General features: G+C 71.2%; 19 protein-coding genes. 6 read left to right on the forward strand and 13 right to left on the reverse strand.

Translation table 11 applies throughout. From position 1 onward, the window contains the following. Positions 1-65 precede the first annotated feature (65 nt). On the reverse strand, positions 66-1985 hold the full coding sequence (locus ACIBNA_RS22875; RefSeq protein WP_399167046.1) for a glycogen debranching N-terminal domain-containing protein: 1920 nt from the start codon (positions 1983-1985) through the stop codon (positions 66-68). A gap of 621 nt (positions 1986-2606) precedes the next feature. Further along, complete coding sequence (locus ACIBNA_RS22880; protein ID WP_399166989.1) at positions 2607-4559, reverse strand: DUF4192 domain-containing protein; 1953 nt, start codon at positions 4557-4559, stop codon at positions 2607-2609. Positions 4560-4700: 141 nt separating this feature from the next. Between ACIBNA_RS22880 and ACIBNA_RS22885 the strand changes: the two genes are divergently transcribed. Further along, positions 4701-6866 (forward strand): RecQ family ATP-dependent DNA helicase, encoded by a 2166-nt coding sequence (locus tag ACIBNA_RS22885; protein ID WP_399166990.1) that lies wholly within the window; start codon positions 4701-4703, stop codon positions 6864-6866. A 358-nt stretch (positions 6867-7224) separates the two neighbouring features. Further along, complete coding sequence (locus ACIBNA_RS22890; RefSeq protein WP_399166991.1) at positions 7225-7839, forward strand: hypothetical protein; 615 nt, start codon at positions 7225-7227, stop codon at positions 7837-7839. A 254-nt stretch (positions 7840-8093) separates the two neighbouring features. Here the strand turns inward: ACIBNA_RS22890 and ACIBNA_RS22895 are convergent, their stop codons facing one another. The 3 genes from ACIBNA_RS22895 to ACIBNA_RS22905 all read right to left on the reverse strand — a co-directional run bounded on the left by ACIBNA_RS22895 (position 8094) and on the right by ACIBNA_RS22905 (position 10196). Then, positions 8094-8723 (reverse strand): hypothetical protein, encoded by a 630-nt coding sequence (locus ACIBNA_RS22895; protein WP_399166992.1) that lies wholly within the window; start codon positions 8721-8723, stop codon positions 8094-8096. A gap of 68 nt (positions 8724-8791) precedes the next feature. After that, complete coding sequence (locus tag ACIBNA_RS22900) at positions 8792-9493, reverse strand: ribonuclease HII (protein ID WP_274820286.1); 702 nt, start codon at positions 9491-9493, stop codon at positions 8792-8794. An 82-nt stretch (positions 9494-9575) separates the two neighbouring features. Further along, positions 9576-10196 carry a TetR/AcrR family transcriptional regulator gene (locus ACIBNA_RS22905; protein ID WP_399166993.1) on the reverse strand — a complete coding sequence of 207 codons (621 nt, stop codon included), beginning with the start codon at positions 10194-10196 and terminating at the stop codon, positions 9576-9578. A 184-nt stretch (positions 10197-10380) separates the two neighbouring features. On the opposite strand from ACIBNA_RS22905, the gene ACIBNA_RS22910 reads away from it, so the two are divergent. After that, positions 10381-11928 carry an MFS transporter gene (locus ACIBNA_RS22910; protein WP_399166994.1) on the forward strand — a complete coding sequence of 516 codons (1548 nt, stop codon included), beginning with the start codon at positions 10381-10383 and terminating at the stop codon, positions 11926-11928. A 410-nt stretch (positions 11929-12338) separates the two neighbouring features. Here ACIBNA_RS22910 and ACIBNA_RS22915 read toward each other — a convergent pair whose 3' ends face one another. The 3 genes from ACIBNA_RS22915 to ACIBNA_RS22925 form a co-directional block, all read right to left on the reverse strand. Beyond that, positions 12339-13244 (reverse strand): ADP-ribosylglycohydrolase family protein, encoded by a 906-nt coding sequence (locus tag ACIBNA_RS22915; RefSeq protein ID WP_399166995.1) that lies wholly within the window; start codon positions 13242-13244, stop codon positions 12339-12341. A 12-nt stretch (positions 13245-13256) separates the two neighbouring features. Continuing rightward, positions 13257-13916, reverse strand: a complete 660-nt coding sequence (locus ACIBNA_RS22920; protein ID WP_399166996.1) for a histidine phosphatase family protein — start codon at positions 13914-13916, stop codon at positions 13257-13259. Between the two features lie 150 nt (positions 13917-14066). Beyond that, on the reverse strand, positions 14067-14672 hold the full coding sequence (locus tag ACIBNA_RS22925) for a YdbC family protein (RefSeq protein WP_307177836.1): 606 nt from the start codon (positions 14670-14672) through the stop codon (positions 14067-14069). Positions 14673-14826: 154 nt separating this feature from the next. Here ACIBNA_RS22925 and ACIBNA_RS22930 point away from each other — a divergent pair, with 154 nt between their 5' ends. Together ACIBNA_RS22930 and ACIBNA_RS22935 are read left to right on the forward strand one after the other, a co-directional pair. Next, positions 14827-15360, forward strand: a complete 534-nt coding sequence (locus ACIBNA_RS22930; RefSeq protein WP_399166997.1) for a TerD family protein — start codon at positions 14827-14829, stop codon at positions 15358-15360. Between the two features lie 39 nt (positions 15361-15399). Continuing rightward, entirely contained in the window at positions 15400-16272 is an 873-nt protein-coding gene (locus ACIBNA_RS22935; protein WP_399167047.1) for a phosphotransferase, read from the forward strand. Here ACIBNA_RS22935 and ACIBNA_RS22940 read toward each other — a convergent pair. Beyond that, positions 16230-19106 carry a vitamin B12-dependent ribonucleotide reductase gene (locus ACIBNA_RS22940; protein WP_399166998.1) on the reverse strand — a complete coding sequence of 959 codons (2877 nt, stop codon included), beginning with the start codon at positions 19104-19106 and terminating at the stop codon, positions 16230-16232. The two genes, ACIBNA_RS22935 and ACIBNA_RS22940, sit on opposite strands and share 43 nt — an antisense overlap. A 164-nt stretch (positions 19107-19270) precedes the next feature. Continuing rightward, positions 19271-19831, reverse strand: coding sequence for a transcriptional regulator NrdR (gene nrdR, locus ACIBNA_RS22945; RefSeq protein ID WP_274820278.1), 561 nt, complete (start codon positions 19829-19831; stop codon positions 19271-19273). A gap of 620 nt (positions 19832-20451) precedes the next feature. Between nrdR and lexA the strand changes: the two genes are divergently transcribed. Continuing rightward, positions 20452-21231, forward strand: a complete 780-nt coding sequence (gene lexA, locus ACIBNA_RS22950) for a transcriptional repressor LexA (protein ID WP_030845416.1) — start codon at positions 20452-20454, stop codon at positions 21229-21231. 209 nt (positions 21232-21440) lie between these two features. Here the strand turns inward: lexA and ACIBNA_RS22955 are convergent, their stop codons facing one another. The 3 genes from ACIBNA_RS22955 to ACIBNA_RS22965 all read right to left on the reverse strand — a co-directional run bounded on the left by ACIBNA_RS22955 (position 21441) and on the right by ACIBNA_RS22965 (position 26997). After that, on the reverse strand, positions 21441-23402 hold the full coding sequence (locus tag ACIBNA_RS22955) for an ATP-dependent DNA helicase (RefSeq protein WP_399166999.1): 1962 nt from the start codon (positions 23400-23402) through the stop codon (positions 21441-21443). Positions 23403-23787: 385 nt separating this feature from the next. Then, on the reverse strand, positions 23788-24729 hold the full coding sequence (locus ACIBNA_RS22960; RefSeq protein WP_399167000.1) for a GNAT family N-acetyltransferase: 942 nt from the start codon (positions 24727-24729) through the stop codon (positions 23788-23790). Between the two features lie 81 nt (positions 24730-24810). Further along, complete coding sequence (locus tag ACIBNA_RS22965) at positions 24811-26997, reverse strand: IucA/IucC family protein (protein ID WP_399167001.1); 2187 nt, start codon at positions 26995-26997, stop codon at positions 24811-24813. Position 26998 lies beyond the last annotated feature (1 nt).

A 26998-nucleotide genomic window follows, 5' to 3' on the forward strand; every position in this document is an offset into this window, starting at 1 on the left:
CACTCCGGTCGGATATGGACTCCGCTGTCCGGCCCGGTTGTCCGGCGGTTGAACGTCGTACCAGGTCACACCCCCAGTTGAAGTCCGTCGGCCGCTTCCTCGACCATGGCGAGGCCGAGCCGGTTGACCCGCACGGAGAACGGGGCGCCCGCAATCCGCAGTCCCGTGAAGCCGATCTCGCCGAGGGGCGCGCTGCGCATGGGGCGCAGGGTGACCGTCCCGGCCGGGGCGTCGGGGCGGATGCCGACGAGCGTGGTCAGCAGCAGCACTCCGGCGGCCGCCGGTGTGGCCGCGGGGCGGCAGGCCGCCGGGTGCGGGAGGGGAGCGCTCCCCTCCGTGCGCTGTTCCCCCGCGTACATGTCGGGCAGCCGGTGGGCGAAGGTCTCGGCGGCCGCGAGTACGCCGCGCAGCAGCGAGGTCGCCTCCTTCTCGTAGCCTGCGGCGGCCAGGCCCGCGACGGCGAGTGCGGTCTCCTGGACCCGTACGGCCCCGGCGCGGTGGCCGAACGGATTGAATCCCGGTTCCTTGGCGCCCAGTCCGCGCAGGCCCCAGCCCGAGTCCATGACAGGGCTGCCGAGGAGTCGGGCGAGGTTCCCGGTCTGAACCTTGTCGAGCAGACCGGGCGCCAAGGCTCCCCCGCCCAGCAGGCCGGTGTCGAGGAGGTGGACGGTGGCCGCGCCCAGATGGGGCACGGGCCTGCCGTCCGGGGCACGGGCTGCCGCGGGCCGGCCGCCCCCGAGGTCGTCGACCCAGAAGTCCCTGCGGAAGGCGGTCCGTATGGCCTGCGCCCACTGCCGGAGTGCCGGTCCGCCCGTGCGGCCGCAGGCGTCGAGCAGGTCGGCGCCGAGGAGCGCGGCACGGTGGGCGTGGGCCTGTGTCTCGCAGCGGACGGGACCGCCGGGGTGCGGGTCGCGCAGGTACGTGCCGTCGCCCACGGTGGTTCGCAGCCAGGTCAGACAGCGCTCGGCGGCGGGCAGCAGCTCCTCCGTCTCCTGCTCACCCAGGCCCCATCGGCGGGACTCGGCGAGCAGTGCGGGGAAGAGCAGCGTGGCCTCCGTACCGGTGCACTGCGGCGGAAGGTGTGGGCCTGCGTCCCGTCTCGGGCCGGGGATCATCCCGGACTGTGCTCCCGGGCCGGTGAGTTGGGTACGGGCGAGGATCCGCAGCGTCCCCGCTGCCAGGCCCGTACCGAGCGGCAGGGCCATCCGGGCGGCCACGAGCGCGTCGGCGGGGGCCAGACCGCAGCGCCAGGGCGCCCCGGCCGCGAGGTGGGTGTCGGCGGGGTTCGCCGCATCGCGCAGCAGGAGGGCCTGGAGGTCCTCGATGCTCGTCCTCAGGAGTGCGGGGACTTTGGGGTCGTCGCCTTCCGCTCGCGCGGCGGCGAGGGGGCTGGTCGCCGCGCGGCCCATGGCTCGGAGGGGACCGGCGCCATCCGGCCGCACCCGCAGTTCCACGCTTCTGCTGCCGCCCGGCGGCAGGTCGAGCTCCCACCGCAGCAGCCCGGCCGAGGCCAGGGCGTCCGAGGGAGGCGGTGCGGCCGAGACGGACGCGTTGCCGGTGGCGCAGGACCAGCGCAGGCCGGAGTCGTGGACACTGGCGGGAAGCTCGGGTCCGGCGCGGCCCGAGGCGATCGCCCCGAGGTCGGCCAGGTCCGTGCCCAGGGAGACCTCGACCGGCAGACGCAGCGGGCGGGGAGCCGCGCTGTGCAGGGTGATCCTCTCCGTGCCGTCCGCGAGACGGTTGCGTTCCACGACCACGTCCGGATCCGGGCCTGCCTGCGACGACGTGCGGAGCGTGCCCACGAATCTGGCGCGGTCGGCCGCAGCCATGCGGGCCTGCACGGCGAGCGGTTCCCGTCCGGCCACGCGGATCTCGCACCGGGAGAGCACGCGCCGGCCTGAGCGGTAGAACCCTTCCAGACCCCGGCCGGTCATCTGCCCTCCCTCCGTCGAGATGGCCAGGCCGGGAAGCGCGACGCAGATCATCATGGTGTGTGCGGGCGGCAGGTCGGCAGACCAGCGCAGTCCGGGGATCGTGGCGCCCCGGGGAGGCGCGGCGGGCTGCCCGGTGGCGGAGGGGCCCCGGCTCTGAGCCAAGTGCGGCGAGGGCGAGCCGTACCCCGATCCGGAAGCCATGCGACGGCTCTGGCCCGCCCCATGGGGTGACGGACGGCCTCGGTCCGGTGTCGAGGGCGGGCACGAGTCCGGGCCGGTGGGCAGCACGGCGGGTGAGGCACCCCCGGGGAACCTGGGCCCGAACCCGTCGACACGTGCCGCCGGCCGCGGAGGGGCATCGTGGTCCCCCGTCCGCGGCGCCCGGGCCCCGGGCAGGCCGGGGCCCGAACCGCGGGGCGGTGGGGGCCCGTCCGGGGTGTGGCGGTCGTCAGCGGCGGAGGAGGGCGGAGTCGGCTGATGCATGGAGAGGCTTCCTCTGCGCTCTGTGCGCCTCGATCGGGTTCGGCGCCGGTGCCGGAGGGCTCCGACGGGGCAGGGGCGGTGCGGCGTCACGCCCCGTCCAGGCGTTCCGCCACTCAGGTGAACGGCGTGAACCTGCTCCGGGTCACGCCCGCGTCCCCGCCCCAGGCGTCGAGGCCACCAGAAGGACACTCACTCCTCCCCCTCCGGGCCCTGGCCGGGCTGCACGCCTTCCTGGCCCGTGTCCCGGCACGGCATGGCCGCCTTCCCCGGCGTACGCGCACGTGTGCCGCCCGTGCGTGCGCTACCGGCCCGTGCAGTACCCGCGGTCGCTCGTCCGGTACGTGTGCCGGTTTCTGCGGCACCGGCAGGGCGCGTAGTGCCGGTCGGGGTACGCCGACGGGGAGCCCGGGCGCTCGGGACACGGTCTCCCGTGCGGATACCGCCCTGGGCCGCGCCGGCGGCACCGGCGGAACGGGTACGGCGTCGACGACGTGGGGGCACCGCCGTGGACGCGCCTGCGGGCTCCGGCTCGAACTCGGGCGCGGCTGCCTCGCCCGTGGCGACCTCGTCGGCGTCCGACCGAGCCGGGGAGCTGTCCTGCTGCGCGACGGGGCTGTCCACCCGCCCGGCCGAGTCGTCCGCCACAGCCCGGAAGCTGTCCGCCCGCTCGACGCAGTTGTCCGCCCGAGCCAGGGAACCGCCCACCGGCTCGACGCAGTCCTCCGCCGGAACCAGGGAGTCGTCCGCCCGCTCGACACGCTCTTCCGCCGGAACCAGGGAGCCGCCCACCCGCTCGACACACTCATCCACCCCAGCCAGGGAACCGCCCGCCCGGGCACTCAAGCCGTCGGTCCGAGCCGTCGAACCGGCGGCTCCCTGGCGCCCACGGCCTTCGCGCTCCGCGCGCAGGCAGCTGCGGATCGACTCCGGGTCGAGTCCTTCGTTGCAGGCCTGGTGGAGGAGACGGGCGAAGAGGTAGTCAGGATCCGCGCTCAGGGCCATGGCAAGGGCTTCCCGGGCCTCCAGTTCGTCGCCGGTGGACCATGCGACCCAGCCGGCGAGAGTGAGCGGCGCCGCGGCGTGCTCGCCGTACGGTCCGACGCAGCGGCGGGCCAGCGACCGCCAGAGGCGAAGGGCGTGTCCGGCCTCGTCGCCCTCCATCCACTCAGCCGCCCGGTCACGGGTCGCGCGGTCCTGGAGGCCGAGGATCAACCGGGCTGCCTCGTCGTGCCGGAGAAGTTCATCGTCGCGGAGATCCGCCAGGAGCATGCCGGAGACGGGCTGTGCCCCGGCGAAGCGGTCCAGGATCCGCCCGGCCAGTTCCAGTGTCTCGTCGGCCACGTCGGCGCGGCCGGCGTCGTCCAGGATCCTCGGGACCAGCGCCAGGCTGGCGGTGTCCAGGGCGCTCTCCTGCTCGAGAGCGGCGGCGTTCTCCCAGGGGAGCAGCCGGGCCCGCAACTCCCGGAGCGTGCCGCGCACCTGGATCCCCGCGTAGGTGGCAGCGGCGGCCAGCACCGATGTGCCGGGCAGGCCCATGGAGGCTCCCTCGGGCGGGCAGCATGCCGCGTTGTCACAGCAGTACGACCAGTAGCGGCCATCGGAGATGCACAGCGCCTCGACCACCGTCACGTCCAGGGAGCCGCACTCCACGCGCAGCCTGTGGGCCAGCGGCCTCAGCCGCTCCATGATCTGTCGGCCGGACTCGCCCTTCTCCGGTTCCTGGCAGAGGAAGGCGACCATCGACTCGGGGCGGGCGCCTCGGCGCTCGCTGCCTGTCACCAGCCCGTGGGCCAGTTGCCGGGCCGCCGACGACCAGTCGTCAGCGTTGGCGGGGATGCCGAGCCGGGCCCGGCCCCCGAACCGCCCGCGTCCGTCCCTGTCGTGCAGGGCGACCAGGACGATGCTGTCCTCGGGGCGGTATCCGAGCAGATACGGCAGGGCGTCGGCCAGCTCGGCGGGGGTGCGCAGGGTGACCTGGTGCTCGCCGCCGTGGCCGTCGTGCGCGGGGTTTGGGACGTGTGGCCCCGCTTTCGCGTCGCTCCCCCGCTTCTCCTGTCCACCGTCCTTGTGCCTGCCGTGCCCGTCGGGCCCGGTGATGTCGCCGTTTTCAGAGGATCCAGTCGCTTCGCTGTGGTTCGTCATGCGGAGACGATCTCGCGGAATCCGAAGCTCCGCTTGACCCTGTGGATAACTCCGATCAGGGACACGTCACTCGAACGGCGAGGAGCCTGATTACCTCGTGCACCGCTCGCGCTGTCAGTGCCGTCCTGTTGTATGGAGCGCATGGAGCACACGAGCAACGCGGATCTCCGGGCGGCGGCCGACGCTGTCCTCGCCCGTCTCGTCGGGGACGTCTCGGGAACGGCCCGGCTGCGCGAGGACCAGTGGCGGGCCATCGAGGCACTGGTCGCCGACAGACGCCGCGCCCTGGTCGTCCAGCGCACGGGCTGGGGCAAGTCCGCGGTCTACTTCGTGGCGACCTCGCTGCTGCGGGCCCAGGGCAGCGGTCCGACCGTGATCGTGTCCCCGCTGCTCGCGCTCATGCGGAACCAGGTCGAGGCAGCGGCCCGGGCCGGCATCCATGCCCGGACCATCAACTCCTCCAACACCGAGGAGTGGGACGCCGTTCAGGACGAGATCGCCGCGGGTGAGGTCGACGTCCTGCTGGTGAGTCCTGAGCGGCTCAACAACCCGGACTTCCGGGACCAGGTGCTGCCCCGGCTCGCGGCCGCCACCGGGCTGCTGGTGGTGGACGAGGCGCACTGCATCTCCGACTGGGGCCACGACTTCCGGCCCGACTACCGTCGGCTGCGCACGATGCTCGCCGACCTCCCGCCCGGTGTGCCGGTGCTCGCGACCACCGCCACCGCCAACGCGCGCGTGACGGCCGACGTCGCGGAACAGCTCGGCACCGGCGGCAGTTCGGACGCCCTCGTGCTGCGCGGTCCGCTGGACCGGGACAGCCTGAGCCTGAGCGTGCTCCGGCTGTCGGACGCCGCGCACCGGATCGCCTGGCTCGCCGAACACCTCGACGAACTGCCGGGTTCTGGGATCATCTACACGCTCACCGTCGCCGCCGCCGAGGAGGTCACCGCCTTCCTCCGGCAGCGCGGGCACACGGTCGCCTCGTACACGGGCAAGACGGAGAACGCCGACCGTCAGCAGGCCGAGGAGGATCTGCTCGCCAACAAGGTGAAGGCGCTGGTCGCCACCTCGGCGCTCGGCATGGGCTTCGACAAGCCCGATCTGGGCTTCGTGGTGCACCTCGGGTCGCCCTCCTCCCCGATCGCCTACTACCAGCAGGTGGGCCGTGCGGGACGCGGTGTGGAACACGCCGAGGTGCTGCTGCTCCCCGGGAAGGAGGACGAGGCGATCTGGGAGTACTTCGCGTCGCTCGCCTTCCCCTCGGAAGACCTGGTGCGTCGCACGCTCGACATCCTCGCGCACGCGGAGAAACCCCTGTCGCTGCCCGCCCTTGAGCCCCTGGTGGAGCTGCGCCGCTCCCGCCTGGAGTCCATGCTCAAGGTCCTCGACGTGGACGGGGCGGTCAAGCGGGTCAAGGGAGGCTGGATCGCGACCGGGCAGCCCTGGACGTACGACGCCGAGCGGTACGCGTGGGTGGCGCGACAGCGCAAGGCCGAGCAGCAGGCGATGCGCGAGTACGCGTCGACGGCGGACTGCCGGATGGAGTTCCTGCGGCGCCAGCTGGACGACGAGGCCGCCAAGCCGTGTGGTCGCTGCGACAACTGCGCGGGCCCGCGCTTCGCCGCTGACACGTCCGTGGAGGCGCTCGACGCCGCGCGCGTGGACCTGGGGCGGGCGGGTGTCGAGGTGGAGCCGCGCCGGATGTGGCCGACCGGGCTGCCGGCGATCGGAGTGGACCTCAAGGGACGTATCCCGGCCGGGGAACAGGCCGCTCCGGGGCGTGCGTTGGGGCGCCTGTCGGACATCGGCTGGGGCAACCGGCTGCGGCCCATGCTCGCGGCCCAGGCCCCCGACGAGCCCGTGCCGGACGACGTGGCGAAGGCCGTGGTGGGCGTGCTGGCCGACTGGGCCAGGGGACCCGGCGGCTGGGCCCCGGGCGCGTCGGATCCGCAACCTCGCCCGGCGGGCGTCGTCACCGTCGTCTCCCGCACACGGCCCCGGCTGATCCACTCCCTGGGAGCGCGCATCGCGGAAGTCGGCCGGCTGCCGCTGCTGGGCGCCGTCGAGTACACGGGCGACGTGTACCCGGGGCCCCGCAGCAACAGCGCCCAGCGGCTGAAGGCGCTCGACGGGGCACTGACCGTGCCGCCGGCCCTCGCGTCCGCCCTCGCCGAGGCACAGGGCCCGGTCCTCCTCGTGGACGACTACACGGAGACCGGCTGGACCCTCGCGGTCGCGGCCCGCATGCTCCGACGCTCCGGTGCGCAGGGGGTGTTGCCGCTGGTGCTGGCCGTGCAGGGCTGACCGAGCGTCGAGAGCGACAGCCGCCACCGCCCTGCCCGCCATCGGCCCTCTGACCGGGCACCGCCACCTGCCCGGTCGCGCACACCTCTGGACGCCGCGCACCCCCGTGACGTACGAACGTGTCGTGCTCGAACGCCCCATGGGTGGCCCGGTGACGCACAGGGTGGGGATATTAGCCGCGCATCATCTGATAACGGTCGGCTGACCCAATTGCTCGTTGCCGCATTCAAGTTCGACAGGAAGAATTGAGGTCCGCTCCCGCACGGCACGACCGCCGATCCGGTAGGGCTTCGCTGCGGTGCGCGCTCCCAGAATCCGACCCCGCCCGCAGTGTGGGCGCGTAGCCGAAGGGAGGACCGTGACCTTCGGATTCGCTCCGGCCTCGGCAGCGGCGTCGACATCCGCCGCTTCCGCCAACCGCTTGCTCGAACCCGCGGAATGGGCCGCCGCCGGGATCCCGCTGCTCCGAAACCCCCGTGAAGTCGTCAGCGGACTGCACGCCCGGCACCACCCGCAGCCGGCGACCGCTGTCATCGCCGTGCTCGACCCGGACGAGCGGCTGCGGGCGAGTGCCTCGTTCGTCCGCCGACCTGCCCCGGCCGACGGCTGGATGTTCCGCAACGTGCTGCTGGCGCAGCTGCGCCGGATCATTCCGCACGACCTGCGGCGCCGGACACCGGTACGCACCGCCGTGCTCCTCTACTGCCGTGAGGGCGACGCCCGTTGGACGGAGGAGGACGGCGCGTGGATGTGGGGGCTGCGCGACGCCTGCACCCTGCACGGGCTGCGCTGCGGGGCATTCATCACGCTGACCCGTGACGGCTGGCAGGTGCTCGGCGAGGGCCGCGGCGGACGCCGCCCTCACTCGGCCTCGGAACCGGAGCCGTTCGCCACGTCGGAGGCACCGCCGCCGCTGCCGCGCACCGGCGGCGCCGCCTCCGAGGTGCTGCGCCGCGCTGCGGCGGCACGCTGAGGCCACTGGGCAGACCGTCCCTGGACAGGCCGTTCCGCACGGACTCGGGGCCGTACCCCGTCGTACGGCTCACCACCTTTTCCGGTGACCGACAGTCGGAACGCCCTCCGAACGGCATTGAGGCCACCCGGGAAGGACCGCACGCAACCACGGCGTCCAGCCCTCCGGGCACGCCGAACCACCCTCCGTGCACAGCCGCCGCAGCGGCGCCTGAAGTCAGCCCAGGGCGCCCGACCGGACGCCGCGGCACCGGCTCAGACGCTCGTACCCAGCACCGAGTTGATCCGCTGCGGATCACCGCAGACGATCAGCAGGGCGGTGGCCCGGGAGTGGGCCAGGGACAGGGCGCTTGCGGCTGCGGCCTCGGCACCGCCGTTGACGGCGACCACGACCACCGGACGAGACGCGGCGCGGCCGGCGACGGTGGCATCCGTGTAGAAGACGTCGTCACCGGCATCGTGCTGAGCCCAGTAGGAGGTCTCGCCGAAGGACAGCTCGTGGGCGGCCCACGGGTGCTGTTCGCCGGTCGTGATCACCAGGACGTCGCCGGGGGCGCGACCGGCGTCCAGGAGCAGGTCCACGGCCTCCTCGGCGGCGTCGAGCGCGCCTTCGGCGGAAGCCGGGATCAGCTGGATCTGCGGGGCGGCCGGAGCGGCGGCACCGGCTGCGGGGCCCGACGGACCGGGCTTGGCGGCCGCGTCACGCGGCGTGCGCTGCGCCGGCGGCGCGGGCCGGAGAGGACCGGGACGACCGGGACGCGACGGAGCCGCGGGACGGGGGCCGGGTACGGGGCGAGGGGTCGGCGCGGTGCGGCCGCTGGCCGGAGTGGCGCGGGGACCCTGGGCACTCTCGTGAATCTGAGGCTCCTCGGGAATGAGAGGCATGGGTTGATATTTATCAAACGTTGGTACGGCCCGCTTCGGCGGGTGGCGCATGCGTGCGAACGAAACCGTCAGAAATCGAAGCCGAGCTGACCCTCGATTTCCGGAACGCTTCCGTCCGTCAAGCTGCGGACCTTCTTGAGGTGCCGCCACTGGGGCAGCGCATCAAGATACGCCCACGACAACCGGTGGAAGGGGGTGGGGCCCCGCTCCGCCAGTGCGGCCTTGTGCACGGGTGAGGGGTACCCGGCGTTGTCCGCAAAACCGAAGTCTGCATGGTCGATACCCAGTTCGGCCATCATTTTGTCGCGCTGGACCTTGGCGATCACCGAGGCCGCCGCGACCGCCACGCACGACTGGTCGCCCTTGATCACCGTGCGGACCCGCCAGGGTGCACCGAGATAGTCGTGCTTCCCATCGAGAATGACGGCGTCGGGGCGGACCGGCAGGGCGTCCAGGGCACGTCCCGCGGCGAGCCGCAGCGCGGCCGTCATCCCCAGGTCGTCTATCTCCTCCGGGGAGGCGTGGCCCAGGGCGTATGACGTCACCCACTTCCGCAGTTCCTCGGCGAGTTCGGTGCGTCGCTTGATGGTGAGCAGCTTCGAGTCGGTGAGACCCTCGGGCGGCCGGCGCAGTCCGGTGATCGCCGCGCAGACGGTGACGGGACCGGCCCACGCGCCGCGCCCCACCTCGTCGACACCTGCAACGATCTTCGCTCCGGTCGTGGCTCGAAGGGAGCGCTCGACGGTGTGAGTAGGCGGTTCGTACGGCATGGCGACCCTAGGTTACGCCGCCCGGAACCGCCCGCGACACCCCGGTCGGCCCCAGCGATGCCACGGTCTTCGCCGACCCCTGTCAGGCGCCGCTCGACCGCAGCAGCGGAACCATCAACTGGTCGATCATCTCCTCGACTTCCTGGTCACGCCATTCGCAGCCGCACATCTTGGAGCGGTACATCATCATCGCCGGGATGGCGTCGAAGACATACCCGTTCGCAGCGTCGGAACGCACCTCGCCTCGCTTGATCCCGCGCTCGATGACCTCCCGCAGCATCTTGATAGTGGGCTCCACGACACCCTCGAAGATCACGGCATGGAAGCGCTCGGCCTGCGTCGTGTCGCACTCGTGAATCACCGAGCGAAGCGCGAAACCTGGACGGGAGAACATCGCGTCGCGGGCCCTCCGGCACAGCGCCAAGAGGTCCTCACGCACGCTGCCCTCGTCCGGCACCGCGTCGAAGTGCGGCAGTCCGGCACGCAGGGCGTCGGCGACGAGATCCTCCTTGGACGGCCAGCGCCGATAGACGGCGGCCTTTCCGGTCTGGGCACCGGCGGCGACGCCCTCCATCGTCAGGCCGTTCCAGCCGACGGTGCTGAGTTGATCCAGCGCGGCGTCGAGGATCGCGCGTTCGAGCACGGCGCCGCGGCGGCGGGCGGCCGTCTGAGCGGGGGCATCCGCCCAGCTCGGGGTAACCATCGGACTCTCTCCAAGGAGCAGATGAAGCGGGGATTTCGGGGATGGGGGGCGCGCCGGACGGCGGCAAAGGGGGACGTACCGCACGACGCCGCGAGTGAACGCTTGCGTTCACTGTCGGGGACTCACTACCGTTGACGCGACAGTGAACGCGAGCGTTCACTAATGCACTCGTGGGGGACCCATAGTGACAACCTCTCCATTGCTCAAGGAACAGAAGCCAGGTGCGGCACGCCGGGAGGGACGCCCCGGCATCGCGCTCACCGTCATCGCGGCCTGCCAACTCATGGTGGTACTCGACGCGACGATTGTGAACATCGCGCTCCCGCACATACAAGACGCGCTCAAGTTCAGCACCACCGACCTCACCTGGGTCGTCAGCTCCTACACACTCACCTTCGGCGGACTGCTGCTCCTCGGCGGCCGCGCCGGTGACATCCTCGGGCGCCGCCGGGTGTTCATGACCGGCATCCTGCTCTTCACCTTCGCCTCGCTGCTCGGCGGGCTCGCCCAGGAGCCGTGGCAGTTGCTGGCCGCACGGGTCCTCCAGGGCGTGGGAGGCGCGATCGCGTCGCCCACCTCGCTGGCGCTCATCACCACCACGTTCCCCGAGGGGCCGGAGCGCAACCGGGCCTTCGGGGTCTTCGCCGCCGTGTCCGCGGGTGGTGGTGCCATCGGCCTGCTCGCGGGCGGCATGCTCACCGAGTGGCTCGACTGGCGCTGGGTGCTCTTCGTGAACGTGCCGATCGGCGTGCTGATCGCCGTGCTCACACCGCTCTACATCGGCGAGTCCGAACGGCACACCGGCCGCTTCGACATAGCCGGCGCGGTGACCTCGACCGCGGGCATGGCGTCCCTCGTCTACGGCTTCATCCGGGCGGCGGACGAGGGCTGGCGGGACGGCCTCACCATCGGGTCCTTCGCCGCCGCGGTGGTCCTGCTGGTGGCCTTCGGGATCATCGAGTCCCGGGCCAAGGAGCCGATCACCCCGCTGCGGATGTTCACCGACCGGAACCGCTCGGGCACGTACGTGATCATGCTGAGCCTCGCGGCGGCGATGTTCGGCATGTTCTTCTACATCGTGCTGTTCGTGCAGAACGTGCTCGGATACAGCCCGATCGAGGCAGGGCTCGCCTTCCTGCCCGTGACGGTCGTGATCGCGCTCGGTGCGGGCCTGTCGCAGCGGTTCCTGCCGGTGCTGGGCCCGAAGCCGTTCATGCTGCTTGGCTCGGCGCTCGCGGCGATCGGACTGGCCTGGCAGGCGCTCATCAGCTCCGACAGCTCGTACGTGAGCGGAGTTCTCGGTCCGATGCTGGTGTTCGGCTTCGGCATGGGGCTGAACTTCGTGACGCTCACCCTCACCGCCGTCTCCGGTGTCGCCCAGCACGAGGCGGGCGCCGCGTCCGGGCTGCTCAACACCACGCAGCAGGTGGGCGGATCGCTGGGTCTGTCCATCCTGACGACCGTCTTCGGCACGGCGACCAGGGACGAGGCGGAGAAGCAGCTTCCGCAGTTCATGGCCGAGGGCTCCGCGGAGCAGAAGGCGGAGTTCGCCAGGACGCATCAGCTGCCCGCGCCGTGGGGGCACGAGGTGCTGGCCCAGGGCATCTCCGCTGCCTTCATCCCGGCCGCGGCGATGGCCGTCCTCGCCCTGGCCACCGCCTGGTTGGTGATCCGGGTCCGCAAGAGCGACCTGGAGGCGCTCTCCGGCTCGGCCGGGCCGGGGCTGGGCTGACGCCAAGGCATCGCGAGACGGCTTCGACGGCTCGCCGGCGGTCCGCGAACAGGCCGGCCGGCGACTGTCGGGCCGGTCCGCGACCGGCCGCGGTTGGCCGCACCGTGCCGGGGGGACGGGCGGTGAGGGCAGCGGTCCGGCCGTCCGCTCATGTCCCAAGCGGCGTGCGAACGCGTCCCACCAGCGGATCAGAACAGCGAGCAGGACCTCCATGATCACCCCCTTCGCGCTCCCTGCACGTATCTCCGGTGTGTGCGGCCTCCTGGCTGGCACAGCGGATGTCACGACAACGAGCAGACGGTCACGGAGAGTTCCCGAGATGTACGGAGAGTTCTGATCTCCAGGTCGATGCCCCCGAGACCGATGCATGCGGGTGTGATCGCTGAACCGACGCGGGAGGGTTCTGACCGCTAGACCGACGCGGGCACCCAGTCCGGCAGCGGCTCCGTCCGCTCCACCCACTCGGCGGGCGGCGCCCCCGCCTTCCCCGAGGCGATCACGCCGCCCACGATGGCGCAGGTGGTGTCGACGTCCCCGCCGACCTGGGCGGTCGTCCAGAACGCCTGCTGGTAATCGCCGAGGCTTCGCGCTGCCGACCAGATGGCGAAGGGCACGGTGTCGTGCGCGGTCGTCCGCCGTCCGCACCCCAGTACCGCCGCGACCGTGGCCGGGTCGCCGTAGTCGAGCATGTCCCGGGCCCGGCGCAGTCCCGCGCCGACCGCGCTCTTCGGTACCAGGTCGATGACCCCGTCGAGGAGGGCCTCGGCACCGGGCGGCCCGCCGGGGGCGGCGGCGAACGCGGCGGCCGCGGAGACGGCCATGGCGCCGACGACGGCCTCGCGATGCTGGTGGGTGATGTAGGCCGAGATCTCCGCCTGGTGGGTCGCCTGCTCCGGGTCGTCCGCGTACCAGGCGCCCAGCGGGGCGATCCGCATCGCGGCGCCGTTGCCCCAGGACCCCTGTCCGTTGAAGAGCGCGGCGGCGAGTTCGCGCCAGTCGCCGCCCTCCCGGACGAGCCGCAGCAGGCGGTTGACCGCGGGACCGTAGCCCCGGTCGAAATCGTGGTGCTCTGCGAAGGAGCGGGCCAGGGCGTCCTGGTCGATGCGGTGGTGAGCGACCAGGACGGCGACGACGGAGCCGGCCATCTCCGTGTCGTCCGTCCACTGCCACGGCCCGGACGGCACTTCGCGGCGCTTCAGCAGCGGGTAGTTCACCGGCACGAAGTACTGGGAGCCCAGGGCGTCCCCGACGGACAGTCCGCGCAGGCTGGCCAGGGCGCGGTCCAGGCGCACGTCGGGGGAGGAGTCAGCGGTCATCGCCCTGCCACTCTATCCGGTGATCCCGTAGGGCTCGGGATCTCGCCAGCGGTCGAACGGCCGGTCAAGCGTGTACTTGCCGTCGTCTCCCAGAACGAGCATCCGCACCTCGCCGTTCCCCGGGTTCGACAGCGACTCGAACTCCGCGACCGTCCAGTGGAACCACCGCATGCAGAACAGCCGCATGGCCAGACCATGGGTGACGATCAGGACGTTCGGCGGATGGTCGGGGTCCTCGAAGCTGCGGAACAGGCTCTCCAGGAAGCCGCCGACCCGGTCGTAGACGTCGGCGCCGGACTCACCCTGGGCGAAGCGGTAGAAGAAGTGGCCGTAGGCGTCACGGTAGGTCTTCTGCAGGCGGACCTCGTCCCGGTCCTGCCAGTTACCCCAGTCCTGCTCGCGCAGCCGGGGTTCCTCGCGCACCCGTATGAGCCCGGGGTCGAGACGGAAGGCGCGCAGCGTCTCGTGGGTGCGGCGGTACGGGGAGACGTACACGCTGACGCGCTCGCCGCCGAAGAGCTCGCGCAGCTGATCGCCCGTCGCCTCCGCCTGCCGTCGGCCCCGCTCGGTCAGCGCCAGGGCGTGGTCGGGCTCACGCTCGTACACGGAGTCATCAACATTGCCCGTTGACTCGCCGTGCCGGACAAGGACGATGCGCCGTGGTCGTGCCATGCCAAAACCCTAGATCGGGTGAGGGCCCGTCGAGCACTGGTACCGCGCCCATACAACGTAGGTCACACACATCCTGCACCACAGATCACGCCGGTCGCACACCTGTCCGACCGGGATCAATCGGTCCGGAGCTGTCCGACCCGCCCGCAGTCAGACCGTCCAGCTCGGCTCCATGTCCACGACGTCCCCGGTGAGCGCCGCCACGTCCGCCTCCGTCTGGGCCCGCAGGGCGAGCCGCTCCACGCGTTCGGTGCGGTACTTGCCGTGCTCGGCGGCCGACCGCCACATCGACAGCACCATGAACTCGTTCCCCGGCGCCTCCCCGAACAGCCCGCGCACCATGCCGGGCGAGCCGGCCATCGCCGGGTTCCAGACCTTCTCCTGCATCAGCACGAAGTGCTCGACCCGCTCCTCGTGGACCCGGCAGAGCGCCACACGCAGCAGGTCGGCGTCCGTGAAGCGCGGTTCGAAGCCGGTCTTCACGTCGAAGCGGTAGTCGAAGAGCCTGACCTGGGCGTCCTTGAACGTGCCCGACTGGGCCGACGCGAGCCGGTCGTGAGACCGGGCCATGAAGGAGTCGTAGAAGGCGCGGCTCTCCCAGAACGCGAAGATGTGTGCCACGTCCGGCCGCCCCCGGCTCCAGCCACCCCCCTGTCCCCGAAACCCCGGCTCCCCCAGAAGCCCCGCCCACTTCCGCTGCCCCCGCTCGAAACCGCGGCGGTCCACCACGGTGCAGCGAATCCACTTGACCAGCACCGCGCCATGGTAAGGCCACGGAGCGTGGCGCCGGTCACTCTCGGCTGGGCCGCTCTCCGGCGCGCACACCCGCACGCGTGGCAGGATGGACAAGCAGTCGTGAGTGCCCGGCAGTTGAGGCGGACGGGCGGGTCGTGCGGGGAAGGGGACGCTGGTGGACGGGCTCAACAAGGGGCTTCGCAAGGTCGAGATCGCGGTGCGGTGGGATCCCAGTCCGGCGGGGCAGCCGTCCACCGACCTGGACCTCGTCGCGGCGACCTATCCGGCGGACGATCCGCACGGCGATCCCGCTTATGTGGTGCACTTCGACAGCCGCTCCCCCGACGGCACCATTTATCTCAACCGGGACAGCAAGGACGGCCAGGGCTTCGGCTACGACGAGGTCATGACGCTGGAACTCGACCGGCTCGACGGCCGGTACGCGCGCGTGGTGGTCGGTGTCGTCATCCAGCAGCGCCCGGCGGAGCGCACTTTCGTCAGTGTGGTGAACCCCGGACTGCGCATCCGCGAGGGGTACACCGTCCTGGCCGAGGACGACTTCGGGGGTGTTCTGGGGGCCACGGCGGCGACGGTCGCGGAGTTCGTCCGTGAGGGTTCCGGTCCTTGGGACCTCAACCCCGGCCTCCGTGGTTTCGAGGGTGACCCGGTGGACTTCGCCAGGACGATGGGTGCCGCACACCGGCCCTGAGTCTCCACCGCGAGCCCGCAGGAGCCAGGGGTGAACCGGGTGTTCCCGGACGGCTGGGACTGCGAGGCCCGGCTGGTCGACGGCCGCTGGGTCGAACGCCGTCCCCGCCGCCCGGATGTGGAGCGGCAACTTCGGACGGAGACCCGCCTGTTGCCATGGCTCGCGCCGTACGTGCCGCTCGCTGTGCCAGTGCCCCATATCCTGGCAGGCGATCCGCTCATCGTGCGGCACGCCCTGGTCCCGGGCGAACCCCTGGCAGAGCCGGACGCCTCCCAGGGACGCGTCTTGGGGCTGTTCCTGCGGGCACTGCACAGTGCAGACACCGAAGAGGCCGTGCGACGCGGCGTGCCGCCCGCGCGGGAAGTGCTCCGGGAACGCGCCGCCCTGGCGGACGACTTCCGGGCTCGCGTGCTGCCCCTCCTGCCGCCGGATCGGCGCGCCCCCGCCTCCGACCTGCTGAAGGCCGTCGTCGCGCTGCCCACCGAGGCCCTCGTCCACGGGGATCTCGGACCTGAGCACCTGCTGGCCCAGGACGGTGCCCTCACCGGCGTCATCGACTTCGGCGACGCGCACATCGGGGACCCCGCCATCGACCTGGCATGGGCGCTCAACCGCACCTCACCGGCGTCGCCGAGGCCTGCGCCACTGCCTACGCGGCACCGCCGGCGCTGCGCGAACGCTCCCGTCTCTGGCACCGCCTGGCCCCTGGTACGAGGTCACGCACGGGTTGGACATCGGCGACCAGGACACCGTCCGTTCGGGGCTGGACGGCGTACGGGACAGGCTCTCCGACGTCCGCGGCCCGTGACGACAAGAGGGGCACCGGCCCGAAGGCGGTGCCCCTCTGTCATCGGCTCAGGCGCTCGGCGTCAGCTGCAACCGCTGGTAGAGCCGCAGCCCTCGCAGATGTAGCAGGAACCGGCGCGCTGCATCTTCGTACCGCAGGAGAAGCACAGCGGGGCGTCGGCCTGGATGCCCAGCTGCATCTCCACCAGTTCGGCGCTGGTGTGGGCCTGCTGCGGGGCGGGCGTGGCCGTCTCTTCGTTCTTCGGCGCGGAGACGGCCTTCAGCTCCTGGGCGCGCGGCGCCGACTGGGCCAGGCCCTCGACGTCGACCTCGTCCTCGTTCGGCTCGTACGAACCGGTCTCCAGGTGACGCTGGCGCTCCTCGGCGGAGTGGATGCCGAGCGCGGAGCGCGTCTCGAACGGCAGGAAGTCCAGCGCCAGGCGGCGGAAGATGTAGTCGACGATCGACTGCGCCATCCGCACGTCCGGGTCGTCCGTCATACCGGCCGGCTCGAACCGCATGTTCGTGAACTTCGAGACGTACGTCTCCAGCGGGACGCCGTACTGGAGGCCGACGGAGACCGCGATGGAGAAGGCGTCCATCATGCCCGCGAGGGTCGAGCCCTGCTTGGACATCTTCAGGAAGACCTCGCCGAGACCGTCGTCCGGGTAGGAGTTGGCGGTCATGTAGCCCTCGGCGCCGCCGACCGTGAAGGACGTCGTGATGCCGGGACGGCCCTTGGGGAGGCGCCTGCGGACCGGGCGGTACTCGACGACCTTCTCGATCTGGGGCTCGACGGCGGCGGGCTCCTCGGCCTTCTCCTCCCACTTCTTGGTGGAGAGCGGCTGGCCGACCTTGCAGTTGTCGCGGTAGATCGCGAGCGCCTTGACGCCCAGCTTCCAGGCCTCGAAGTAGATCTCCTCGACCTCCTCGACGGTCGCCGTCTCCGGCATGTTGACCGTCTTGGAGATGGCGCCGGAGATCCACGGCTGGATCGCGGCCATCATGCGGACGTGGCCCATCGGGGAGATGGCCCGCTCGCCCATGGCGCAGTCGAACACCTCGTAGTGCTCGGGCTTGAGGCCCGGGGCGTCGATCACGTTGCCGTGCTCGGCGATGTGGGCGACGATCGCCTCGATCTGCTCTTCCATGTAGCCCAGGCGGCGCAGGGCCTGCGGGACGGTGCCGTTGACGATCTGCATCGAGCCGCCGCCGACCAGCTTCTTGAACTTGACCAGCGCAAGGTCGGGCTCGACACCGGTGGTGTCGCAGGACATCGCGAGGCCGATGGTGCCGGTCGGGGCGAGCACGGACGCCTGGGAGTTACGGAAACCGTTCTTCTCGCCGAGGCGCAGCACGTCTCCCCAGGCCTCGCTGGCGGCGGCCCACACCGGGGTGTCCAGGTCGTCCATGCGGACGGCCTTGTCGTTGGCGTCGCAGTGCTGCTTCATGACGCGCTTGTGGGCGTCGGCGTTGCGGGCGTAGCCGTCGTACGGGCCGACGACCGCGGCGAGTTCGGCGGAGCGGCGGTACGCCGTGCCGGTCATCAGGGAGGTGATGGAACCGGCGAGCGAGCGGCCACCGTCGGAGTCGTAGGCGTGGCCGGTGGCCATCAGCAGGGCGCCGAGGTTGGCGTAGCCGATGCCGAGCTGGCGGAACGCGCGCGTGTTCTCGCCGATCTTCTGGGTCGGGAAGTCCGCGAAGCAGATCGAGATGTCCATCGCGGTGATGACCAGCTCGACGACCTTCTGGAAGCGCTCGGCCTCGAAGGACTGGTTGCCCTTGCCGTCGTCCTTCAGGAACTTCATCAGGTTCAGCGAGGCCAGGTTGCAGGACGTGTTGTCCAGGTGCATGTACTCGCTGCACGGGTTCGACGCGGTGATCCGGCCGGACTCGGGGCAGGTGTGCCAGTTGTTGATGGTGTCGTCGTACTGGATGCCGGGGTCGGCGCAGGCCCAGGCGGCCTCGGCGATCTTACGGAAGAGCGACTTGGCGTCGACCTCCTCGATGACCTCGCCGGTCATCCGGCCCCGCAGACCGAACTGGCCGCCCTGCTCGACGGCCGTCATGAACTCGTCGTTCACGCGGACCGAGTTGTTGGCGTTCTGGTACTGGACGGACGCGATGTCGTCGCCGCCCAGGTCCATGTCGAAGCCCGCGTCGCGCAGGACGCGGATCTTCTCCTCTTCCTTGACCTTGGTCTCGATGAAGTCCTCGATGTCCGGGTGGTCGACATCGAGGACGACCATCTTGGCGGCGCGGCGGGTGGCGCCACCGGACTTGATCGTTCCTGCGGAGGCGTCGGCACCGCGCATGAAGGAGACCGGGCCGGAGGCGTTGCCGCCGGAGGACAGCAGTTCCTTGGAGGAACGGATCCGGGAGAGGTTCAGGCCGGCACCGGAGCCGCCCTTGAAGATCATGCCCTCTTCCTTGTACCAGTCGAGGATCGACTCCATGGAGTCGTCGACGGACAGGATGAAGCAGGCGGAGACCTGCTGGGGCTGCTTGGTGCCGACGTTGAACCAGACAGGGCTGTTGAAGCTGAAGATCTGGTGCAGGAGGGCGTACGCCAGCTCGTGCTCGAAGATCTCGGCGTCGGCGGGCGAGGCGAAGTACTTGTGGTCCTCTCCGGCCTTCCGGTACGTCTTCACGATGCGGTCGATCAGCTGCTTGAGGCTGGTCTCGCGCTGCGGGGTGCCCACGGCACCGCGGAAGTACTTGCTGGTGACGATGTTGACCGCGTTCACCGACCAGAAGTCGGGGAAATCGACGCCGCGCTGCTCGAAGTTGACCGAGCCGTCGCGCCAGTTGGTCATGACGACGTCACGGCGCTCCCAGGCCACCTCGTCGTACGGGTGGACCCCAGGGGTGGTGTGAATGCGCTCGATACGCAGGCCCTTGCTCGCCTTGGTGCTCTTGGCGCGGGAACTCCGTGCCGGACCACTCGCCGTCTCTGTCATGCCGCCTCCCTGTACGGGCGAAAACGCCCTGAAGTGCCCCGTTGTTCCCGTGGCACGGTGTTCTGTCTGGTGTTCCGGGCGCCCACTCACATCGCCCGCAACAGGTCTTCACATCGCCGCCGCCCGGCCGGGCCCGGAGCTGCCGTCCGGGTCCGGCCCGCCGGTCAGTCGGCGGCGCCTGCGGGCTCGGGGACGTGTGTCGCCCCTCCGGGCCCGCGGTCGTCTTCCTGGCTCCCCGCCCCCGCGTCGTCGCGGTCTCCGTCGTCCGCTTCGGGGCGTCCCGTCTCTTCCCTGAGCTCCGCGATGGCCGCCTCGAAGTCCTCGAGCGAGTCGAACGCCCGGTAGACGGAGGCGAATCGCAGATACGCGACGAGATCGAGCTCCTGCAACGGGCCGAGTATGGCCAGCCCCACGTCGTGGGTGGTCAGCTCGGCGCTTCCGGTGGCCCGCACCGCCTCCTCGACCCGCTGGCCGAGCTGGGCGAGCGCGTCCTCGGTGACGGGTCGTCCCTGACACGCCTTGCGCACACCATTGATGATCTTGGTACGGCTGAAGGGTTCGGTGACTCCGGACCGCTTGACCACCATGAGCGAGCACGTCTCCACGGTCGTGAAACGACGGGAGCAGTCAGGGCACTGGCGGCGCCTGCGGATCGACGTGCCGTCGTCGGTCGTACGGCTGTCGACGACACGGCTGTCGGGGTGCCTGCAGAAGGGGCAGTGCATGAACTCCAACCCTCCTCACAGCAGACTCAATAGCCTCGCTGGGTCTCTTGCGCCCCACGAAGCAGCCCCAAGCATAGGCGATGACCATGGGCGCGAAGACCCGGGGGACCACAACTTGTGGGCTGCTGCTGCAATCCAACCACTAGATGTGGGGATTGGCTCATACATGCACGCCGTACGCGCGTGTCGCGCGCGTAGCCGCAGGTGACGCGCGACCGACCCGGCCGCGCCGGCCTCGTACGCCCGCAGCAGTACCGCGAACACGCCCGGCCACACACCTTCCAGCACATCCGTTCACGCACACCCGTATCGCTGCGGCATATGCGGAGATACCGTGGGCGCCGCGAGGAGGGGACGTGGGACTCCCGCACAGATGAGGGCTGGTCCCGGGGCAGGAGAATGCCGGATGGCAGACTGGGGCAACAGCCCCGAGGCGATCACCCCGGCGGTGAAGAGTACAGCAATGGGCGCTTTTGCCCGCCAGGTGGAGCGGTAGCCAATACACCCGGACACATGATCGCGTCAGCCGATTCGCGATTTTTCACTCGAACGTGTGTTTGGCGCAACCTTTCGAAAGCAACTACCGTTGTCCAGCAGGGAGACCATCGAGAGGGGCCGACGTGACCACCACCGCAGACAGTGCCGCCATCACTGCTCAGGACCGCTCCCAGGGCCGACTGGAGCCGGTGCACGCGATGAACGAAGCCACGAACCCGGAGGGGCACAAGCGCTCCCTGCCAGGACGACCTCCCGGCATCCGGGCGGACAGTTCCGGACTCACCGACCGCCAGCGTCGCGTGATCGAGGTGATCAGGGACTCGGTGCAGCGGCGCGGCTACCCGCCGTCGATGCGCGAGATCGGCCAGGCCGTCGGCCTGTCCAGCACGTCTTCCGTCGCACACCAGCTGATGGCACTGGAGCGCAAGGGCTTCCTGCGCCGTGACCCGCACCGCCCGCGTGCCTACGAGGTGCGCGGTTCCGACCAGGCCGCCTCCGTGCAGCCCACGGACACGGCGGGCAAGCCGGCCGCGTCGTACGTACCGCTGGTCGGCCGTATCGCCGCCGGTGGCCCGATCCTCGCCGAGGAGTCCGTCGAGGACGTCTTCCCCCTCCCCCGCCAGCTCGTCGGCGACGGAGAGCTGTTCGTCCTGAAGGTCGTCGGTGACTCGATGATCGAGGCCGCCATCTGCGACGGCGACTGGGTCACGGTCCGCCGTCAGCCGGTCGCCGAGAACGGCGACATCGTGGCCGCGATGCTCGACGGAGAAGCCACCGTCAAGCGCTTCAAGCGGGAGGACGGCCACGTCTGGCTCCTGCCGCACAACGCGGCCTACGAGCCGATCCCCGGCGATGACGCGACCATCCTCGGCAAGGTGGTGGCCGTACTGCGCCGCGTCTGACACCGCGCACCGCGTCGGGTGGGCCCAGTCGGCCCGCCCTCTGACCGGGCCCCGGGACCCCTGCGCCGGTTCCGGGGCCCTGCGCTGTCCGGACCAGGTACGCGCTGTCCGGACCCGCCGCGTGGGGCCGGGGCGGCCCCGTGGGGCGGGGTCGGCCCGCGGCGGCTCCGTCGCCGCAGACCGGCCCCCGTGGCTCAGTCGGCTTCTACCTACTTCGCCGCCGCGTCGATCGCCGCCAGCGACTTCCGCACCTGGTTACGGTCCGTCGTGTACCAGAAATCGGGCAGTGACGCCTTCAGATAACCCCCGTACCGGGCCGTCGCCAGACGCTGGTCCAGCACGGCGACCACACCGCGGTCGCCCGAGGCCCGTACGAGGCGGCCGGCGCCCTGGGCCATGAGCAGTGCGGCGTGGGTGGCGGCGACCGCCATGAAACCATTGCCGCCCGCGTCCTCCACGGCCTTCTGGCGGGCGCTCATCAGCGGGTCGTCGGGGCGCGGGAACGGGATCTTGTCCATGACGACCAGTTGGCAGCTCGGTCCGGGGACGTCCACGCCCTGCCACAGCGACAGGGTGCCGAACAGGCAGGTCCGAGGGTCGGCCGCGAAGTTCTTGATGAGCTCGCCGAGCGTCTCCTCCCCCTGGAGGAGGATCGGGAACTCCGGGATCCGGGAACGCAGTTCCTCGGCGGCCACCTGCGCGCCCCGCATGGAGGAGAACAGGCCCAGCGTGCGGCCGCCCGCCGACTGGATGAGCTCCGTGAGCTCGTCGAGCATGTCCCCGCGGTCGCCGTCCCGCGCGGGACGGGCCAGGTGCTTCGCGACGTACAGGATGCCCTGCTTGCGGTAGTCGAAGGGCGAGCCGACGTCGATGCCCTTCCACTGCGGGAGGTCATCGCCCTCGGTCCCTTCCGGAGCGAGCCCTAGGGAAGCACCGACCCCGTTGAAGTCGCCGCCCAGCTTCAGGGTCGCCGACGTCAGGACCACGGAGCGGTCCGCGAAGAGCTTCTCCCGCAGCAGTCCCGAGACGGACATGGGGGCGACGCGCAGGGAGGCACCGAAGCGGTCATGGCGCTCGTACCAGACGACGTCCCACTCGGAGCCGTTCGTGATCCGCTCCGCCACGTCGTGCACGTTCTCCACGGAGGCCAGCGCCTGCTTGCGGACCGCGTCCTCGTCCTGGACGGACTTGTCGCGGGTCGCGCCGATGGCGGAAATGACGGTGCGGCACGCGTCGCGCAGTGCCATGAGGGCGTAGCCGAGGTCCTCGGGGATCTCCTCGAGGCGGCCCGGCAGCGCGAGCTCCATCAGCCGCTCAAACCCCTCGGCGGCGGTCTGGAGCTGGTCCGCCGCCTTCTCGTTGACGAGTTTCGCGGCCCGGCGCACCGCGCGATTGACCTGGCCGGGGGTGAGCTCGCCGGTGGCGACTCCGGTGACGCGCGAGACCAGCTCATGGGCCTCGTCGACGATCAGCACCTCGTGTTGCGGAAGGACCGGGGCGCCCTCGATGGCGTCGATCGCGAGCAGTGCGTGATTGGTGACGACGACCTCGGACAGCTTGGCGCGCTCGCGGGCCATCTCGGCGAAGCATTCCGCGCCATAGGCGCACTTCGAGGCGCCCAGGCACTCCCTCGACGACACCGACACCTGGGCCCAGGCCCGGTCCGAGATGCCGGGAGTGAGGTCGTCGCGGTCGCCGGTCTCGGTCTCGTCGGCCCAGTCGCGCACCCGCAGCAGGTCCTGGCCCAGCTTGCTGGTGGGCGCGGCCGCCTCGAACTGGTCGAAGAGGCCCTCCTCCTCGTCCTGCGGGACACCCTCGTGCAGGCGGTGCAGGCACAGGTAGTTCGACCGGCCCTTGAGCATCGCGAACTCCGGGCGGCGGCGCAGCAGGGGGTGCAGCGACTCGACAGTTCTCGGAAGGTCGCGCTCCACCAGCTGGCGCTGAAGGGCCAGGGTGGCGGTCGCGACGACCACACGCTCCCCGTGCGCGAGCGCGGGCACCAGGTAGCCCAGCGACTTGCCGGTGCCGGTGCCGGCCTGGACCAGCAGGTGGGATCCGCTGTCGATCGCTTCTGCGACGGCTTCGGCCATGGCCACCTGGCCGGGGCGCTCCGTACCGCCGACGGCAGTGACGGCAGCATGCAGGAGTTCGGGGAGTGAGGGCTTCGTCATAGCGCGACCACCCTACGACCCGGCACTGACAAACGGGTGATCAAGGCGGGGACGGGGGACGGGATCAAGACCTTGGGCTCCTCGGTGGGGGTGGGGCGGATGGGCGGATGCGCGGATGGGTGGCGGGGTCCCGGGGGGCGCAACCGGTTCGGGACGGGCAGGGCGGCGCGTGCTGTGGGCGGGGCAGGGTGACGGGGCAGGCTGGCGCGAACTTTGGGCGGGGCGGGGTGGAACGGGCCCCGGGCGTCCGCTGCGGCCATGCGCTCTGGCCGTCCGCTCTGGCCGTGCGCGTGCGCCGACGAGCGGCTCAAAAATCTCTGCGGCATGAGTGGGAACCGCGGCCGCACGCTCCGCGTTCAATGAGTGATGGCGCGGTGACACAGCGCTACAGCAGACGCCGAAAGGCTCGGTCTCGGACCATCAGGGCGGCTCGCTTGTCGGGCAGGTCGACCTCGGCGGAGAACCGGAAGCCGGCGGTCAGAAAGGCGGCGATGGAGGGGGTGTTGCGAATGTCGGGTTCCGCGATGACACGTGCGCAGGAAGGCCGCTGCGCGAATACGAGATCGGCCACGGCTCGGAGCAGCAGACCGCCGAGACCACGCCCTCGGTCGGCGACAGCACCGACCAGCAGGTGGAGCCCCGTGTCGTGAGGCCGGGCGGGGTAGTGGCGGGCCAGCGGATCCAGGTCCGCCCGGTAGATCTCCCAGTAGCTCATGGGCGTTCCGCTCAGCACGCCGACGCACGGCACACTGCGTCCGTCGCCGGCCAGCTGGGCCAGCACGTGGTCCTCGGTCACGCTCTGGGGTCCGGACAGCTCCCAGAATGCCGCAGCTGCGGGGTCGTTCATCCAGCGGCTGATGAGCGGAAGATCACGTTCGACGCGCACGGGGACGAGGTGGAAGACGCCCAGAGGTGTGTCGGTCGGGCCCCATTCTGCGACGCGGTCGAGGAGATCGTCCTGCGTCGGGCGAACGGAGGGGAGCGAGAGGACCGAGGCCTCACGGGTCGCGGCGATGGAGACGGAGGGCTGTGCCGTGTCCTGATCCGGCCGCCGTGCTCCGTGGCTGTGGGACACCTCGTCCGCGATGAGGGCGAGGAGTTCGTCCGGGAGCCGTAGGTCCATGGTGTCTTCGCCGTGACCGCTCGCACCGGAATCGGCACCGGAGGCGGCACCCGAATCCGCACCGGGGTCCGCGTCGGCTCGCGCGCTGGAGTCGACGTCGGAACCGGCATCGAAGCGGGCGTTGGAGCCGGCCGCGGTGTCGTTGACGTCGGCCGTGGCGGGGACAGCGGTACCGGTGTGGGTGGTCGGGTCGGCGGAAGGCACCAAACGCTCCTCTCAAGAAGGGGGTGAGGCGTGTCCTCAGGGATGAAGGAGGTCGGCTGTGGTCTGGGGCGGTCAGGGTGATCAGTGGTGCAGGGGGTTGGCGATGGTGACGTAGACGGACTGGGTGTCGACCGGGCCGACGAGTTCGTCGAGGCCGTGGAGCCGGGTCAGCAGGTTGGCCTTGCAGCGCAGGACGGGTGAGTCCAGCAGCCGGGTCGGTAGCGAGGAGCGCAGCCGGGCCGGGCCGGAGGCGACGTTTCCGAGGAAACGGCGGAAGGCGGCGAGCAGCAGCCGCTCGTCGGCCAGTCCCTGGGAGCCGAACGCGCCGATGAGGCCGAGGACGTTGTTGACCGCCAGGTAGTAAGCGAAGCGCTCGTCGGTGACCTCGTCGCGGACGAATGTGTCGCTCCGCTCTCCGATGCCGGGCAGCCGGGCGTCGAGGTCCGCGCGCCGGGACTCGCGGAAGTAGTAGCCCTGGTTGTCCCGGTAGCGGCCGCCCGTGGGCCATCCGTCGGCGTCCAGCAGGACCAGGGTGTTCTGCTGGTGAGCCTCCAAGGCGATGCCGGCCTCACCGTCCAGCCACAGGACGGGACGCACGACGTGGTCGAGGTAGCGCAGGAACCACTCGGCGGCGACGGCTCCGCAGGGCCGGCCGGTCCCACGGGCGAGACGCGTGACGACCTCGGCCAGCCGGGACCGGAGGACCGGGCCGTGGATCTCCGGGCGGTCGGGAGCGGTTCCCGGCCGAGCAGGGGAGCACGGACGCGGCGAGACGAGGCCGGCGACGCAGGAGACATCGTCCGAGGGGCTGAACGGGTTGTGGCGGATCACCACGTCCAGTCCTGGCAACGGGACGCTGCCGGATCCATCAGATCCATCGAAGACATCGGAGCCACCGGAGGCACCGGCCCCGGCACCGGAAGCATCGACAGCGATCCAAGCCGGGTCGCGAACGATGTCGAAACACGGATGCACGGCCCGCCATTGCTGCGCGAGTCCGCTGCGGAGCAGGCGGTGGACCTCGACGCCGCGGTGGAGTTCCTTACGGAGGTTCTCGCGACGGGAGTTGGTGATGCGCAGGCCCAGCGACAGCTTGAGCATCGCGGGGGCACCGGTTTGGTAGACGGTTCGTACGGAGGAGGTGGGTTGCCAGGGAGTGCCATGGGTGCCGAGGTCGCGGAGCAGTCCGCCGTCGAGCAGGGCAGCGGTCTCCGGGCGGTGCCGGATCTCGCGTGCCTGCCAGGGGTGCAGGGGCAGTAGCGCGTATCCCTCCGGCAGCGGCAGGCCGGTCCCGGCCAGGCGTGCGGTGAGTCGGGCCGCGGCGACAGGGCGGCCGCGTTCGGTCCAGGCGGAGTCGGTGGCGAGGACGGAGGGGGCGACAGCCATCCAGTGCAGAGGGAAGGATCCGCGCAACTCGGGCGAGTACAGCCGTGCTTCGGCCTCGGAGAGACCCTCGCGGCTCTTCGGGGTTGGGTGCAGGGGGTGTCCGAGGAGGAGTGACTGTTCCGCGGCCAGGAAGAGGTCGGGGCCAGCGACCGGGTGTTCACGGCGGTCGCTGAGGTAGGAGGTGACGCGGCGGACGGAGTCGGCAACGCCCGCGACGAGTCCGACACCGTCACCGTTACTGTCGCCGTCACCGTCGCCGTCACCGTGGCCGTGGCCGTGGCCGTCTGCGGGCGTCTCCCGGGAGAGCAGAGCGGCGACCGTGACGGCGTCGGCCGGTGGGGCGTCGTCGGGAGCGTCGGCCAGACGTGGGAGACCGAAGCGGTGCCAGCCCGTCGGGGACCAGTAGCGGACGGGGGCGAGCAGGGCCGTGCCGCTGGCGGGAAGCGGGATGCGGAGGATGCCGTCGGCGGGGGCGGGCTGGTTGGTCTCGTGCACCCAGCAGCGGAGCAGTGTCTCCACGGCTGCTGCCCGGGCGTCGGCGTTCGGCTCGGGACGCTCCAAGAGGTCGACGGTGGCCCGCCCAGCCCTGACCTCACTGCTCCGCACTTCGCCCTCCCTCACCTCACCGCCCCGCACCTCACCGCCCCGCACCTCGGCGAGCTGCGCCTCAGGCCTCTGGCCGGGGGCCGCCGGGACCGCCGGGTTCGCCGGGACCACCGGGTTCACCGGGACCACCGGGTTCACCGGGACCACCGGGTTCACCGGGTTCACCGGGACCATCGGGTTCGCCGGGGTCTTCGCCGACACCCCCAAGGCCCGGACCTCAGCAGAGCCTCGTCCCGGCGTCGTGGCGTGGTCGTCGGGCTGGGAGATGGCGTTCAAG

The sequence above is a fragment of the Streptomyces sp. NPDC050164 genome (assembly GCF_044459945.1).
Classification (GTDB): domain Bacteria; phylum Actinomycetota; class Actinomycetes; order Streptomycetales; family Streptomycetaceae; genus Streptomyces; species Streptomyces coeruleorubidus_A.